This window comes from Kribbella sp. NPDC026596, assembly GCF_040638415.1.
GTDB lineage: Bacteria > Actinomycetota > Actinomycetes > Propionibacteriales > Kribbellaceae > Kribbella.
In genome coordinates this window covers 33014-47904 of sequence record NZ_JBEZYF010000046.1, presented here as the reverse complement: position 1 = coordinate 47904, position 14891 = coordinate 33014, and the positions used below count along the sequence as shown (strand labels likewise).

14 protein-coding genes are annotated in these 14891 nt (G+C 68.0%); 6 read left to right on the top strand and 8 right to left on the bottom strand.

Annotation, left to right across the window (positions count from 1 at the left end):
- Positions 1–266: 266 nt before the first annotated feature.
- Positions 267–455: a hypothetical protein gene (locus AB0E63_RS30930; RefSeq protein ID WP_360374112.1), complete on the top strand. Its 189-nt coding sequence runs from the start codon at positions 267–269 to the stop codon at positions 453–455.
- 11 nt (positions 456–466) lie between these two features.
- Here the strand turns inward: AB0E63_RS30930 and AB0E63_RS30925 are convergent, their stop codons facing one another.
- The 4 genes from AB0E63_RS30925 to AB0E63_RS30910 form a co-directional block, all read right to left on the bottom strand.
- The gene (locus AB0E63_RS30925) at positions 467–2419 is read right to left on the bottom strand and encodes a heparinase II/III family protein (RefSeq protein ID WP_360374110.1); all 1953 of its coding nucleotides are present in this window, start codon (positions 2417–2419) and stop codon (positions 467–469) included.
- Positions 2420–2637: 218 nt separating this feature from the next.
- Complete coding sequence (locus tag AB0E63_RS30920) at positions 2638–3462, bottom strand: M55 family metallopeptidase (protein WP_360374108.1); 825 nt, start codon at positions 3460–3462, stop codon at positions 2638–2640.
- Between the two features lie 66 nt (positions 3463–3528).
- On the bottom strand, positions 3529–4293 hold the full coding sequence (locus tag AB0E63_RS30915) for a ChbG/HpnK family deacetylase (RefSeq protein WP_360374106.1): 765 nt from the start codon (positions 4291–4293) through the stop codon (positions 3529–3531).
- 204 nt (positions 4294–4497) lie between these two features.
- Positions 4498–4743: a hypothetical protein gene (locus tag AB0E63_RS30910; protein ID WP_360374104.1), complete on the bottom strand. Its 246-nt coding sequence runs from the start codon at positions 4741–4743 to the stop codon at positions 4498–4500.
- 144 nt (positions 4744–4887) lie between these two features.
- Here AB0E63_RS30910 and AB0E63_RS30905 point away from each other — a divergent pair, with 144 nt between their 5' ends.
- From AB0E63_RS30905 to AB0E63_RS30885, 5 genes are all read left to right on the top strand, one after another.
- The gene (locus tag AB0E63_RS30905) at positions 4888–5088 is read left to right on the top strand and encodes a hypothetical protein (protein ID WP_360374102.1); all 201 of its coding nucleotides are present in this window, start codon (positions 4888–4890) and stop codon (positions 5086–5088) included.
- A gap of 33 nt (positions 5089–5121) precedes the next feature.
- A complete protein-coding gene (locus AB0E63_RS30900; protein ID WP_360374100.1) occupies positions 5122–5439 on the top strand; it encodes a hypothetical protein in 318 nt (105 codons plus the stop codon).
- Entirely contained in the window at positions 5436–5642 is a 207-nt protein-coding gene (locus tag AB0E63_RS30895; protein WP_360374098.1) for a hypothetical protein, read from the top strand. The genes AB0E63_RS30900 and AB0E63_RS30895 overlap by 4 nt, the downstream gene beginning before the upstream one ends.
- 110 nt (positions 5643–5752) lie before the next feature.
- Complete coding sequence (locus AB0E63_RS30890) at positions 5753–7738, top strand: hypothetical protein (RefSeq protein WP_360374096.1); 1986 nt, start codon at positions 5753–5755, stop codon at positions 7736–7738.
- A 20-nt stretch (positions 7739–7758) separates the two neighbouring features.
- Positions 7759–8904 carry a trypsin-like peptidase domain-containing protein gene (locus tag AB0E63_RS30885; protein ID WP_360374094.1) on the top strand — a complete coding sequence of 382 codons (1146 nt, stop codon included), beginning with the start codon at positions 7759–7761 and terminating at the stop codon, positions 8902–8904.
- A 1-nt stretch (position 8905) separates the two neighbouring features.
- On the opposite strand, the gene glsA is transcribed toward AB0E63_RS30885, so the two are convergent.
- Genes glsA through AB0E63_RS30865 form a run of 4 tightly spaced genes read right to left on the bottom strand, consistent with a single transcriptional unit; the run spans position 8906 to position 14883 of the window.
- A complete protein-coding gene (gene glsA, locus AB0E63_RS30880; RefSeq protein ID WP_360374092.1) occupies positions 8906–9892 on the bottom strand; it encodes a glutaminase A in 987 nt (328 codons plus the stop codon).
- Position 9893: 1 nt separating this feature from the next.
- Positions 9894–11690: an SLC13 family permease gene (locus AB0E63_RS30875; RefSeq protein WP_360374090.1), complete on the bottom strand. Its 1797-nt coding sequence runs from the start codon at positions 11688–11690 to the stop codon at positions 9894–9896.
- Positions 11691–11698: 8 nt separating this feature from the next.
- Positions 11699–13366: an AbgT family transporter gene (locus AB0E63_RS30870; protein ID WP_360374088.1), complete on the bottom strand. Its 1668-nt coding sequence runs from the start codon at positions 13364–13366 to the stop codon at positions 11699–11701.
- A complete protein-coding gene (locus tag AB0E63_RS30865) occupies positions 13363–14883 on the bottom strand; it encodes a leucyl aminopeptidase (protein ID WP_360374086.1) in 1521 nt (506 codons plus the stop codon). The genes AB0E63_RS30870 and AB0E63_RS30865 overlap by 4 nt, the downstream gene beginning before the upstream one ends.
- Positions 14884–14891: the final 8 nt, after the last annotated feature.

Genomic DNA, 14891 nt, shown 5'->3' with positions numbered 1-14891 from the left:
GGAACTGTAAGGAGTCGACCAGAGTGAGGGCGGGTTTGCGTGGCAGCGACAGGCGGGGCGTCGACTCGGGGGCGGCGGGCCGCGTTGATTGCCGCGAGCGTGTTTCTCGTTGCGTTGTGTTTGCGGCCGGCGCTGACTGCCGTGGGTCCGCTGCTGCCGCAGATCGGGGTCGACGAAGGGCTCGGTGAAGGAGCTCAGGGGGTGCTGGGCGCGCTTCCGCTGGTCGCGTTCGCGCTCGCCTCTCCCTTGGTCCATCGCGCGTCCCGGTGGCTCGGGATGGAGCGGGCGGTGCGCAGTCGGTCGGGTACCTCCTCGCCGCCACCGGGCCTGTCATCGCGGGGTACCTCGCCGAGCGCACCGGCAACCGGGATGCGACACTCATCGTCTTCGCCGTCCTGGCCGCCGTACAAGTTGTCATCGGCATCGCCGCCGGCCGAGACCGCCGGCGGCGATGACACGAGTCGGGTCAGCCGGCTCGGTAGACGGAGCCGCCGGGTGAGACGGCTACCACGGCACGCTGGCCGCCGACGTTGAGGTTGATGATGAAGGTGCCGCCGGACTGACGGGTGGTGTAGCTGACTGAGCCGGTGGCACGGATGGGTACGACGAACGACAGGATCGACGCGCTCTTGCCGGCGCGGGCCAGCAGCACGGTCGGTGCGGACTTGCGGACGAAGATGCTGGGGTAGTACCAGCCTTGGATCGGGTTCGTCTGGGCCTGGTTGATCAGCGTCGCGCCGGCCGGGAGCGCCTGCTTGAACGGGACCTGGAACACGACCGTCTTGGTCGTGTCACCCGGCGCCATCGAGACCGCGGTGGTCCGGGAGAGGACGGTGGCCCGCTGGCCCGGCGGCAGGTGCCACAGGGTCCGGAAGGACTGCGCAGTGGTCGCCGACGCACGGTCCCAGGTGACGAGCAGGTCCGGACCCTTGAGGACCAGAACCGACCGGACGCGGCTGATCCCGCTCCCCGGCACATCGGTGAGTTGGTATGCCTCCGCGTTCGACTTGACCGAGTAGGCAGTCAGCCTCGTCACCGGGTTCACATCCTTCGACAGCGGCGTCGCCAACACACTGTGGGCGCTCGGGCTCATCACCCAGGTGCGGTACGCGCCCGCCGAGTACGCCGCAGACCCGCTGTCGATGACGATCTCGCGGCCCCGGGCCGTGTAGGTGATGCTCGTGTGATCGCTGTGCCCATGGAGTGCCCGCGCCGGCCCGTACCTGATGCTGTACGTCGACTCACCCGCGAATCCCCTGGCCGGATCGGTGCCCCAGCCAGTGCGGCCGAAGACATAGCCGGCCGAGTAGACCCCGACTCGCCACGGCGGCGCCACACCCTTCGTACCGTGCGAACCGGCGTACTCCATCGGCGTCCCGGCGTACGGATACGTCGCCCGCAGTTCGGTGTCACCGAGTTGGTGCAGGTTGCCGAGCGAGTTCGTCGCCAGCGCGAGCCATTTCGCCAGCAACGCGCGCCGGGTCGCGATCGTCGTACCGGGATCGACACCACAGTTCTGCATCACGGCCGTCGCGCGACCCCAGAGCGAGTAGTTGAACGCGGCGTACCCGGTCGACTGTTCGTTGGTCGCCCCCTGGGAGTCGATCGAGGTGGTGATGGCGGCCCCCAGACGCTGCTGGGCCAGGTTCTTGTAGTCGGTCCGGTTCAAGGTGCAGCCGACTCCGAAGAGCGCGATGCTCTCGTCGGTGCCGTGGTTCCAGGCGCCGCTCCAGTAGTTCGTGAGGAATCTCGCGTGGTTCAGGAGCGCCGTGTCGACCCAGGCGTAGCGGGTCGGCACCGTGGTCACCTGCAGCCCGGTCAGGATCGCCTGCCGGAGGCAGATCAGTACGTTCGTCCGGTGCATCGTCGACTCCCACGCACCGACGTTGCCCTTCCACGAATACGGGTTGTCGCGATACCAGTCCCACGCGATGGTGTTCACCCGGGTGAGTGCGGTCAGATCGCCCTGGCCCGCCGCGATGATGCCCTGGCCGAGCCAGCGCAGCGAGTGGAACCACATGTACCAGCTCGTGTTCTTGTACGGGTTCGCCGCCCAGTTGATGTTTCCGCCGCCGTTGCCGACCTTGTACGGCGCGAAGGGTCCCCAGGTGTACACATCGCGGTAAAGGTTCGCCAACGGGTTCGGCTTCTCGATGCCGCTGAAGCCCGGGCACGCGTAGAACGGCGCCGCCAGCGACCGGATCTGATTCTTCCCGATGTCCGTGGCGGCCGGCGCGGACGCCGGTACGACATTGCTGCCGCCGGGCACGAACTGTGCCTCGTCCGGGCCCTCCGGCCCCGGTACGATCGTGATGCCGGGCCCCGCCGCCGGCGTTCGAGTTGTTCCTGTTGCCGCTCCCGCCCCCAGCACCAGAGCGGCGATCCCGACGGCCACCCCGGCCGTGCTCGTGAATCGCATGACGTTGTCCTTCCCCCGCCGTCGCCGGACACCGGCGACGGCACGCAGCTGTTTGCCGGCGCACGTGCTGGCCATGCCCCCCGGCTGCCAGGTACGCCTTTGCCGACGGTGAGCCCGCGGCCCGCCGCGTAGGTGGTCCGCTCACCGCCGGTGTCGTCGAAGAAACTCCCTATCTGCCTTGATGCAGGGGAGCCACCGAATGTTGCGCTGGGGTTCGGTTATTCGCTCACGCCGCGGCTGAGGAGTACGGCGGCGATGAACGTGCGGAACAGTTGCAGCGGGTCGTCATTGCGCAGGGCAACGACCTTCTCCTCGACCTGCTCGACGCCGCGCAGTGCGCACGCCAACTCCGCGAACGCGCGGTTGTGGTACCGGATGGTCAGCTCGGCCGGCAGCGTGACACTCGGCAGCCGGAAGTCGGCCACCCGGTCCAGCGCGCGCTGCGCACCATCCCGGATCAGCTCACGGACCACCTCTGGATGCACGGACAGGGCGGCATTGTGCGAGACCGACTCCTTGACGACCACTGACTCGATGTCAGGGCAGAACGGTTGCGCCTCATCGATCGTCACCCGATCGCCCGAGATGAGTACCACCGGAACCCCGTGGGCGAGAGCCACCAGCGCGTTGACTCCGGACTCTCCGGCGATCGCGCCATTGAGACGTACTTCGGCAATGGCGCGGGGGTTGTACGTGTGGTGCAGCACCGACGACGTTGCGCCCGCCGACCCGTGGTACGAGATGAAGAACGCCGCATCGAAGGAGTCGTCGAGACCTTCCATCATGTACATCGGCTTGTGCTTCCCGGACAGATAGTTCGCGCGGCCGTGGAGCTCGTCCGGGCGAAGGTTCTGCATCGTCGAGTGTGAGTCGTTGACCAGGAACTCGGTCGCGCCGGCGGCGAGTGCGCCGTCGATCGCCGCGTTGACCTCCGCCTGCAGTTGGCCCCGGTAGTACTCGTACTCCTGACCCGGCCCGCGGCACTGACTCCAGTCGACGACCCCCGCCGTACCCTCCATGTCGGTCGACAAGAACACCTTCACAACGCGCTCCTTTCCGTCGGCCACATTTCGGGCACGGCCGCAATCCAGCCCTTCCCGCGGCGGCCGTCAGTCGATGAAGGCGTTGCGCATCGACACCAGCTCGATGCCGCGCTCCTCGATCGCCTTGCGGACCTCCGGGTCGGTCACGATCTCCTGATCCGAGAGCCGGTACTCCTCGGCCCAGCGATAGGTCTCGCTTCCAGGTGCGTGCATCGCACCGAGCTCGGGTCCAGCGACAGCGCAGTGCGTGACCAGCAGGTGTACGCCGGGCGTCAGGCCGGCGATGTGGTCGAGAACCCAGTCCTTCTTGGTTGCCGCGTCCCGGTCGCTCAGCGTCTCGATCGAGCCGAACCGCTGCGACTCGACCGGGCCGTAGATGAACGGCCTGCCGACCGCGTTCGAGACCTCGTCGTACGCCTGCTCCGACGCCGACTGGCCCATGTGAACGTCGAGGTAGTCGACAGTGAGCCCTTCCGCGGCGAACTTCGCGGCCTGAGCTGACAGCTCACGTACGGCGTCGGCCTGGGTGATGGAAGCCCGTGCCTCGGCCACCGTCCGGAAGAACGTCCCATCCTCCCCTACGAGCGAGGGCCCATCGGTCAGCGGCCGCCACCGCAGAAAGTCCCACTCGCACGTCAGCGTCTGATGAACGCCGAGCGGAATCCCGTACTCGCGCGCCAGCGCCGCAGCCCCCGTGAACCACGGGCACGCCGCCATCGTCGACGCCTGCGTCAGGATCCCCTCCCGAAACGCCTGCACCGTCCCGACGTTAACGGCATGACACATCCCGAAGTCATCACCCTGAACGATCAGCCGAACCTCACCAGCCACGCCCACTCCTCCACTCAACACCGGAAAGGCGACCGTACCTCAACGGGTCAGCGGAAGAGGTCCAGGCCGTGGCCTCTGAGGATGGTGAGGAGGATGACGGTGATGGTGTTGAGGTTGGTCAGGAGCCAGGTTTCGAGGGATTTCAGGGTTCGGGCGGACTTTCGGGGCCGATGAGGGCGATTGCCAGCAGTGGCGTGAGGACTGTCAGGGAGGCGATGGCGATGAAGAGTGCGGTGGATCCGGTGGCGGGGCCGGAGGGACCTGCATCACTTCGAGGATGTTGATTCCCAGCATGTCGAGGTGGTTCAGGATGCCGGCCAGCGCTGCCTGGTCGTCAAGATACCCGTGGAGGACAGTCTGCGCAGGCTCCTCATCGGCGGTCAGTGTGGGGAACGCGTCGGTCAGGTCGCGCGACAGGGTTCCCTTCACGCGGATGACGTAGTGGCCCATGGGACGCCCCTTTCACGACCCGTCGCCAACGACTCTGCTGCCTCGGGCACTCCGGGACATCACCCTTCCTGGGCGACCGGGGCGATCTGGTACGTCGCGGGAAGGTCTTCGATCGGCCCATCGCCTGGTCCCCTGGATCGGGGGATGGTCGTTTCGCGTCCGATCAGCAGGCTGGGAGACGTGGCCGAGTCGCCCGCGCCCCAGCCGGTGGTACCGATCCACAGCGCTGGACGGCGGAAGATCCCGAAGCCTGTGCTGTGGCTTGTCCGGCTCCTCCTCGTCCTGGGCGTGGGCTGGTTACTCCTGCGGCTGGTTCGCGGAGTGGACTGGTACGAGGTGGACTAGGCGCTCACCCACCTGAGCGCCTGGCAGGTCGCGGTGCTGCTGGTCGGCCTGGTCTACGCCTTGCGCGCCGAGCGCACCGCCGCCACCATCGGCCGTCTCATCGGACGGCTGTTCCGGCGGGTACGACCGACGAGTCAGGGGCCGGCGGTCTGGGAGCAGCGACTGGTGTCGTTCCAGCTGCACAGCGCGGAGCGGATGCACCAGCGTGGATGGCTTGCCTCGCTCAGCCAGTTCCTCTTGATCTTCGTGGAGGCCGGCGTCCTGGTTCTCTGCCTGGCTTTCGTCGGCGTCCCCATGGACGGTCCCACTTTCTCCTCCTGGTGTGCAGCTTCATGGTCATCTATCCGATGACCTGTCTCCCGCTGATGGGCGCGGGAGTACTGGATGCGACCTACACGGCGTTCGTCTCGAACCACAGCACGGTCGAGGCGACGGATCTCGTGGCGGGGCTGCTCGTCTGGCGGGTCGCCGTACAGGTCGTGCCGGTCATCGTCGGCCTGCTGACGATCGCCTGGTGGCGACGCTCAGAGGCCACCGCCCCGCCGGCCGGCTAGCCAGTCCGAGGCAGCGCACAAGGGATCACCCGGATCGGGTGACCCACACGGCATGAATGGGGTCGAGCCGGAGGGTGTCGGGATCAGGTCGGCAAGCCCATGCTGCTGCCATGAGAGCTCTGCCACTGGTCATGTCCACTCTGGCCACGGTGACGGTACTCTGCCTGCCAGAGCCGGCCGCCGCCGCGGGTTCGCCCGAGGATCCCGCCGCACAGGCGCTGGCCGAGCGCTACTCCCCCGTCGTCAAACTGCAGAAGGCTTCGGCGAGGTGCGAGGACGGCGAGCAGTTCCAGCCCACCGACGTCGAAGCCGTCCTGGGTGATCAGCAGGTCGCGCTCCGTGGGCCGTGGCGACCGCCCGACCTCGTCAAGCCGCAGCCGGAAGGCACGGACCTCGGTCACGGCTTCCCAGGCCATTTCCTGGACTTTCCCGGCGACCCCCTGCGCCCCGGCTGCGACTATGCCGAGTGGTCGGCGCTCATCAACGCGACGCACCCGGCGACCGTCTACGCCCATGTCGTCCGTGACCCCGAGTTCCCCGATCAGATCTCCTTGGAGTACTGGTTCTTCTACGTCTTCAACGACTACAACAACACCCACGAAGGCGACTGGGAATCGATCCAGCTCGTCTTCAAGGCGGCCACACCGGCGGCTGCGCTGACCATGAGCCCGACCGCCGTCGGGTTCAGCCAGCATGGTGGAGCCGAGCGAGCACGGTGGGGCGACGCCAAGCTCCAGATCGTCGACGGCACTCATCCGGTCGTCTACCCGGCCGCGGGCTCGCACGCCAACAAGTACGGCCAGCGCCTGTACCTCGGCCGCGGTTCGGAAGGACTGGGTTGTGACGACACGACCAATCCGGCATCCGAGCTCAGACCTCGCGTCGCCTATGTGCCGATGGCCCGCGCGGACTACGTCCAGCAGTACCCATGGCTGGCCTTCGAGGGTCGGTGGGGCGAACGGCAGCGGTCCTTCTTCGACGGGCCGACCGGGCCGAACATGAAGGACTCGTGGACCACGCCCATCCAGGACGCGGAGGCGACCTGGCGCGACGACAGCAGTACCGTGCCGGCCGGCACCTTGCTCGGTCCGAGCAGCACCGGTGTCTTCTGTACGGCCGTCGCGACCGGATCCAACCTGGTCCGCGAGACGCTCGACCGGACCTGGCTGCTCGGCCTGCTGCTCGCCGCGCTCGTGGCGCTGATCTGGTTCGCGGCCAGCCGTACGCGCTGGAGCCCCGCGGATCCGCTGCCGGCCCGGCAGCGACGGGCGTGGGGTCAGGCGGTCGTCTCCGCGCTGCGGTTGTTCCGGCAGCGCCCCTGGCTCTTCGGAGGCTTCGCCGCGGTCTTCGTCGTCCTGAGCCTGGTGACGGTTGTGCTGGCCAAACTTCAAGTGGCCAGACGTGACGCTCCGACCGACCTTGGTGCCCCGACCGAGAACGCGACCGGTCTCTGGGCCTCGCTGGTCGCCATCGCTGTCACGCTCCTGACCATTGCGACGTACGTCGCTCTCCTGGCCGCTGTCACGGCCATGCTCGAGCAACTGGACCGAGGGGTGCCGCCGTCAACCGGTGCCGCGTTGCGCGAGGTGGTGTCGAGCCGGCGGCCGCTGAGCCGCGCGGCCGGGGTGTACTTCGTCGTGATCGCCGTACTGACGCTGGTCGTCGCGACGATCCCGGTCGCCGTCTACTACGCGGTCAGCCGGGCGTTCGCCGTACCGGCCGTCATGGCGGAACACTGCTCCGGGCGTGCAGCGCTCAGCCGCAGCAAGACGCTGGTCAGGGGACGATGGTGGCGCACCGCCGGCCCACTCGCGATCATCATCGGGCTCGGCCTGGCGGCGGGGCCGATCGCCGGGATCGCCCTGCTGCTCGGCACGGATCTGCCGGCCACGCTGGTCAACGTCACGTCGTCGATCCTCTTCGCCCTGGCGATGCCGGTCGCTTCGACGGCCCTCGTGTATCTGTACTTCGACCGCGCCGTGGCACTACCGGAATCACCTGGATCGGGTGACCTGCCGGACGCGGGCCGAACCTATTCTCGGGATGGCGACGGGAGCGTCGAGCACGACCTGCCATCGGTGCGTTCCGACTCCTGAGCGGACCAGAGGAGGCCGAGATGGTCCAGGCCGACGGCGAAATGCCGGAGCCGGCAGCTACCCCACCGACCGGCTGGCGGCGCTTCGTCCCTGGACGCCCGCTGGCCCTCGCGATCGCGGCCGGCCTCGTCGTCGGCGCGCTCATCACCGCGCTGATCTTCGTCATCGCGCAACGCGACGACAGCACGGTCGACGCGGCCGGCAACGCGGACCCGGGTACGGCGATGTGCCCCGCGATCCCGGTGGCGAACCAGGTCCTGCCGTCGATCGTCACGATCGCGGCGAGCCGGGGCGCCGCGGCCGGCACCGGGTCGGGGCAGATCATCAAAGACGGTGGCTACATCCTCACCAACGACCACGTCATCTCGGTCGCCGCGGGTGGCGGCACTGTGTCCGTCCTGTACAGCGACGGTCATCGCTCCGACGCGGTCATCGTCGGCCGTGATCCGAGTACCGATCTGGCGGTGCTGAAGGCCGCCGACAGCGCGAAAGGCTTTCCCGTGATCGGCTTCGGATCGTCGGCGTCCGTACAGGTCGGTCAGCCGGTCGTTGCCCTCGGTGCTCCGCTCGGACTCGCCAGTACGGTGACCTCCGGCATCGTCAGCGCACTGGATCGGTACGTGCCGGTGCCGGGCGACGGCGTGACCCACCATCTGATCGGCGCCATCCAGACCGATGCGGCCATCAACCCCGGCAACAGCGGAGGCGCTCTGGTCAACTGCGCGGGACAACTGGTCGGCGTCAACGCGGCGATCGCGACGGTCCCGAACGAAGCCGGTGTCAGCGGCGGCGGAAGCGTCGGTCTCGGCTTCGCGATCCCGATCGACCTGGCCAAACCGATCTCCGACGAGCTCATCCGAACCGGCGAGCCTGGACATCCGACCACCGGCCTGCAGGTGCAGGAGATACCGCCTTCGGTCGCCGAGGCAGCGGGCACCCCGACCGGACTCTTCGTACTCGCGGTCGACGCCGGTGGACCGGGTGAGAAGGCCGGGCTGAAGGCGGGCGACATCATCACCAAGGTCGACAACGCGCCGGCCGTCAGCAGTGAGCAGATCGTGGTCGCCACCCTGACCCGCAAGGTCGGAGACACCATCGAACTGACCTACCTGCGGCCTGGTACGGCGGCCCCGGCCACCACCACCCTCACGCTGGGCGCCCCATAGATCACGTCGGCGGGACCGGCTGCGAGGCGAGCAGGTCGAGCCCGAGCCGGCGGGCGAGAAACTGTGTGGCCAGCTGGCCGTTGACGCTGTTGCCGGCCTGATCCAGCCGCGGCCCGAAGGTTGCCAACGCGCCCTTTCCGGGTGAGACCGTCACGATGCCGCCACCGATCCCGCTCTTGCCCGGAACGCCGACGTCGAGCAACCAGTCACCGGAGGTCTCGTACAGGCCGGCGATCGTCATCACCGCCAGCGTCACCCGGGCGACGTCCGGATCGATGACCCGTTCCTGCGTCAGCGGGCAGATCCCGCCGTCCGCCAGCGTCGCGCCCATCACCGCCAGGTCGGTCGCCGCGACGCTCAGACAGCTCTGCCTGGTGTAGAGGTCGGTCGCCTCATCGGGATCACCGACCAGGCCGCCGACACTCTTGAGCAGCGCGGCGAGGGCGCGGTTGCGGTGGTTCGTGGCCAAGGCCGACGCGAGTACGTCGGCATCCAACCGGAGCTCGCGTCCCGCGAATCGAGACAGACCATCGACGATGAACTGCCAACGCTCGTCCACCGAGCCGCCAGGCGTGAGGCTGGTCGTCGCGATCGCCCCGGCATTCACCATCGGGTTCGTCCGTCCCGCCTGGGACTGCTCGACCGCCTGCACCGAGTTGAAAGCCAGCCCGGTCGCATTCACCCCCACCAGGGAGCGGATCGCATCGACACCGACCGCCTGACAGGTCAGCGCGAACACGAACGGTTTGGCGACGCTCATGATGGTGAACGGCCGACGGGACTCCCCCGCCTCGAACTGGCGGCCGTCGATCGCCTCGACGCAGATCCCGAAGGAGTCCGGATCGACTCGGGTCAAGGCGGGGTACACGTCCGACGCCGCACCGTCGCGGATGCCACGGAAGCGCTCGTACGCCGTCTGAACCAGCTCGGCGACGGCTGCCACCTCAGGCAGACCGCCGGTCGAAATGTACCTGTCGGCGGTCGACATGTCAGAAGTGCCAGACGAGCGGGATGATGACCAGTGCCGTCAGCAACCACCACGCCATCACCACGAGGCCGAGCCTCCAGTAGTCCCCGAAGCGGTAGCCCGCCGGGCTCATGATCATCATGTTCGCGGGTGTGGAGATGGGAGTCAGCAGCGCCGCCGCGCCGGCGACGGCGATGAGCATCAGGACCGGCTTGACCGACGTCCCGGTCCCTTCGGCCGCCGCGACCGCGATCGGCGCGACGATCAGCACCGTCGCGGTGTTGCTGACCATCTGCCCCAGGGCGGCGGTCAGTGCGAAGAGTGCCAGCAGCAACAAATACGGCCGGCCCGACCCGACCGCGTCGATGATCAGGTCGGCGATCCGGTCGGCGCCTCCGCTGGACTGGATCGCGCCGGACAACGGGATCAAGGCACCGATCAGTACGACGATCTGCCAGGAGATCGCGCGATAGGCCTGTCGCGTCCCGACCACCCTCGTCAGCACCATCGCGGTCGCGGCGAGCAGACCCGCCATCGCGGGCGGAACCGCGCCGGTTGCGAGCAGGACGACCATCGCCCCGAGGATGGCGACGGCGACCGACGCCTTCGGTCCCCACGGCACGGCCTGGCGCCGGACAAGTTCCGGCGAGTCCACCAGCAGGACGTCCCGGTCTCTGGTGAGCTCGTCGAGCGCGTCCCACGGCCCGTGCACGAGGATCGCGTCGCCCTCGGCCAGCTCGGTGTGCTTGTTGCCGCGATCCTTGCCCATCCGCTGGACCGCGATGATGACGAGGTCACGCCCGCGGTGCATGCCCGGAAAGACGGTCTCGCCGACGAGTGACGACCTCGGCGGGATCACGACCTCGACCACGCCGGTGTCCCGGCTCATCAGGCTGTCGACCGGCGTCGGCGCCATGCTGACCGCGAGCAACGAGTCGGTGGTCAGGCTCCTGATCTGCTCCGACGGACCGGTGACCACCAGGATGTCACCGACATCGATCGCCGCGTCCACCCGCGTCTGTCCCCGTCCGTCCTGAACGCCCACGACCTCCACGCCCGGGTACGGCGTGAAGTCGAGATCGCGCACCCCCTGTCCGAGCAACGGCGAGCGTTCGCGGACCCGCAGCCGGTAGAAGCCCTCGGTCAGGGCGTAGTGAAGATCGAGCGTCTGGGCGTGCACCGCGAGGTCGGCAGCCGGATGAGCAGGCCGTGCGGCCGGCAGCAGCTTGGGACCGAGCAGCACCGAGATGGCGATGGTGCCGATGACGAGCGGAACACCGACCACCGCGAAGGAGAAGAATGGGAAGGGGCCCGCGCCGGCATCGTTGGCCGCGTCCGAGACGATGATGTTGACCGGTGTTCCCGTCAACATCAGCAGGGATCCAGCACTGCCCGCGAAGGTGAGCGGCATCAGCATCCGCGACGGCGGTTGCCCGATCCGCATGGCGAGCATGACTACGAGCGGGAGCAGGGCCGCGACCGCTCCGTTGAGCGTGATCAGGGCCGCCAGCACGGCGCACAGGCCGGTGACGGCGATCAGCAGCCGGACCCGCGTGGTTCCGGCGTACCTGACGATCGTCTGGCCGGCCCACGCGGTCACTCCGGTGGAGTCGACGCCCTCGCTCACCACGAACAGCGTGGCGATCAAGATCACCACCGGGTCGCCGAAACCCGCGAGTACGGCGGTGAAATCCAGAACGCCCGTGATCCACAGGGCCAAGGCGACGACGACGGCGACGAGCTCGACGGGCAACTTGTTCCACACGAACAAGACGACGGCGAGCCCGAGGATGATCAGGCTCACCGTGCCGTCATCCATGGCGTCTCCTAACCAAGGTGCACAGGTGCGGACGGGCCCCACGGGATCCCGACGACGTACCACAGGACGTAGAACAGGGTCCAGGTGACCAGGACGATGAAGGTGTAGGGCAACATCATCGACACCACCGTGCCGAGACCGGCCTTCTTCCGGTACCGCTGGGCGACCAGCACGATGAACGGCAGATAGACCATCAGCGGGGTGATCACGTTGGCCGGACCGTCGCCGACCCGGTACGCCGCGATGACGGTCTGCGGCGCGATGCCGAGCCGGAAGAACAGCGGGATGAAGATCGGCGCCAGGATCGCCCACTTCGGGATCACGCCCGGCATGATCAGGTCGATGACGAAGACCAGCAGGATGAACCCGATCAGCAACGGCAGCGCACCGATGTCGGCTCGCTCGAGCAGGTCCGCGAGGCCGGTTGCCGCCAGCGTCGACATGTTCGAGTAGTTGAAGTAGGCGATGAACTGGGCGATCAGCAGCATCAGGAAGATCAGGCCGCCCAGGCCGTTGAACGTCTTCACGATCGCGTTGATGACGTTGGTGCTGCCGGTCAGGGACTTCGAACCCCGGCCGTACCCGAGACCGGCGGCGAGGAACAGCATCGAGATGATGAAGAGCAGGCTACTCATGAACGGCGACGACCCGAAGATCTCTCCGGTCTCGGGGTTGCGCAGCGGAGCTCCCGGGATGAACGTCAGTGCCGAGATGATGGCGACCGCGACCAGCAGGTAGTAGACCGACCACCGCAGTCCGCGGGACTCCAGCGCCATCTCGTCCTCGCTGGGCTGATGGTCGACCGGCGCGTCGGAGGGTGCTTCGGCGGGGTCGTACTTGCCGAGCCTGGGTTCGAGGAGCCGCTCGGTGATGATCGTCATCACGACCGCGCAGAACAGCGTCGAGCCGATGCTGAAGTAGAGGTTGTGCGTGACGTTGAGGTGGACGTCGGGAGCCACCAGCCCGATCGTCTCGTTCGTGACCTCGGTGATGATGCCGTCGGCCGGGGTGATCAGGATGTTGACGAAGAAGGCCGCACTGACACCGGCGTACGCCGCGGCGATGCCGGCCAGCGGATGTCGCCCGAGGGATGCGAAGGCCGCCGCGCCAAGCGGAATCAGGACCAGATAGCCGGCGTCCGAGGCCACGCTCGAGATCCCGCCGAGCAGCACGATGATGAACGTGATCGCGCCCTTGGGTGCGACCTTCACCATCTTGCGGATGAGGGCCGCGATCAGGCCCGCCTCCTCGGCGACACCGACGCCGAGCATCGCGACCAGGATCACCGCGACGACACCGAAGTCGTTGAAGTTCTGGACGGCGGTGGTGAAGATGAACCGGATGCCGTCGCCGTCCAGCAGGCTCTCGGCGGTGATCGTCTCCTTGTGCACCTCGAAGTCGGGGATCGCCGGTGCCGGCGGCGCGTCGTTACCGGGGACGCTGGTTCCCCCCGGGTACTCGGGACCGACCTGAGCCGTGTTGGGCTCGGCGACCTCGGTGGTGACGCTCGCGCCGGTCCAGGACAGGATCTGGGAGGCGACGATGACGATGACGATGAGCCCCAGGAAGATCAGGGCCGGGTGCGGGACCTTGTTGCCGACCCGCTCGATGCCATCGAGCACTTTCTGCATTGCGCCGGTCTTGGCGGGCTTCTCCTCGACCGCGTCGGCGCTCATGCGCGCGCCGTCTCGTTGCCGGTCGGCGCGAACGTCCGGGCGAACTCGATCAGCAACTTGGTGCCGAAGCCGGTCGCGCCCTTGTTCCGCCAGGTTCTCGGCGCCGGCAGCTGGGCCGTCCCCGCGATGTCGACGTGGGCCCACGGCCGGCCGTCGACGAACTCCTCGAGGAAGAGTGCGGCGGTGATGGAACCCGCGTTGACACCGCCCATGTTGGTCAGGTCGGCGATCGACGAGTCGAGCTGCGATCGGTAGGACTTGTGCAGCGGGAGCTCCCAGACTGGTTCGTCGGCCACGTCGCCCGCGCGCTTCAGTTGCTCCACGACAGCAGAGTTGTTGCCCATCACACCGGCGATCTCGACACCGAACGTCCGCAGGCAGGCGCCGGTCAGCGTCGCGATGTCGACGATCGCGTCGACCGGCTCTTCAGCGGCCATCGCCAATCCGTCGGCCATGACGAGACGCCCTTCCGCATCGGTGTTCAGCACTTCGACCGTCGTACCGTTGCGCATCTTCAACACGTCACCCAGCTTCATGGCCGACCCCGATGGCATGTTGTCGGTGCACATCATGTAGCCGGTGACAGCCGTCGTACAGCCCAGGTCCCGCAGGGCTGTCATCGATGCGAGGACGGCCGCGGCCCCGGTCATATCGTTCTTCATCTGCGCGTGCGACTCGTCGCTCGGCTTGAGGCTGATGCCGCCGGAGTCGTACATGACGCCCTTGCCGATCAGGGCGATCCGTCCCGTCGGGTCGGCAGGCTCGTAGCGCAGCCGGATCATCCGGGGTGGCTCCACACTTCCCCGGTTGACGCCGAGGATTCCGCCGCACCCCATCGCGATCAGCTGGTCCTTGTCGAAGATCTCGACCTGCAGGCCGGCCGCCGGACCCACCTCGGCGGCCACTTCGGCGATCCGGACGGCCGACAGCGTCGTCGCCGGACAGTTGGCCAGATCGCGGCCCAGAGAACACGCCTGGGCGATGATGCGGCCGCGCTCGACGCCGGCCTCGACCTCTGCGACCTGGTCCTCGGAGGCCACCACCAGCAGTGATTCCAGCGCGGGCTTGTCGCCGTCCCGGCCGACGAAGTACCGCCACCGGGCCAGCAGCACGCCTTCGGTCACCGCCTGGGCGAAGTCGGCGACGGACACGCCGACGTCGCGGGCGGGAACCTCGATCGCGAGGCGCTTGTGCCACGGCACCGCACGGGCGAACTCCGCGGCCAGATCCCGCACGAGTGCGACGTCGAACTCGCCGGGAGCACCGATGCCGACCGCGACCCGCACCGGACCGTCGGAGCGGGGCTGGACCAGCGTCTGGCCGCGGTCTCCCTTGAAGCCGGCGGACGCCAGACCCGCCCTGTCGGTCCCGAGCTCGTCGGGCGGGTCCCCGTCGGCCGCGACCGGTACGGCGAGGGCGTCCGCCTCGTCCTCGGCCTGCTTCAGCGAAGCGACACTGACCCTGGCCCGGACTCTGGTCGACGGAATCGGATCGAAATCGTCTGGGGTCGTGTTCACGAAACCTC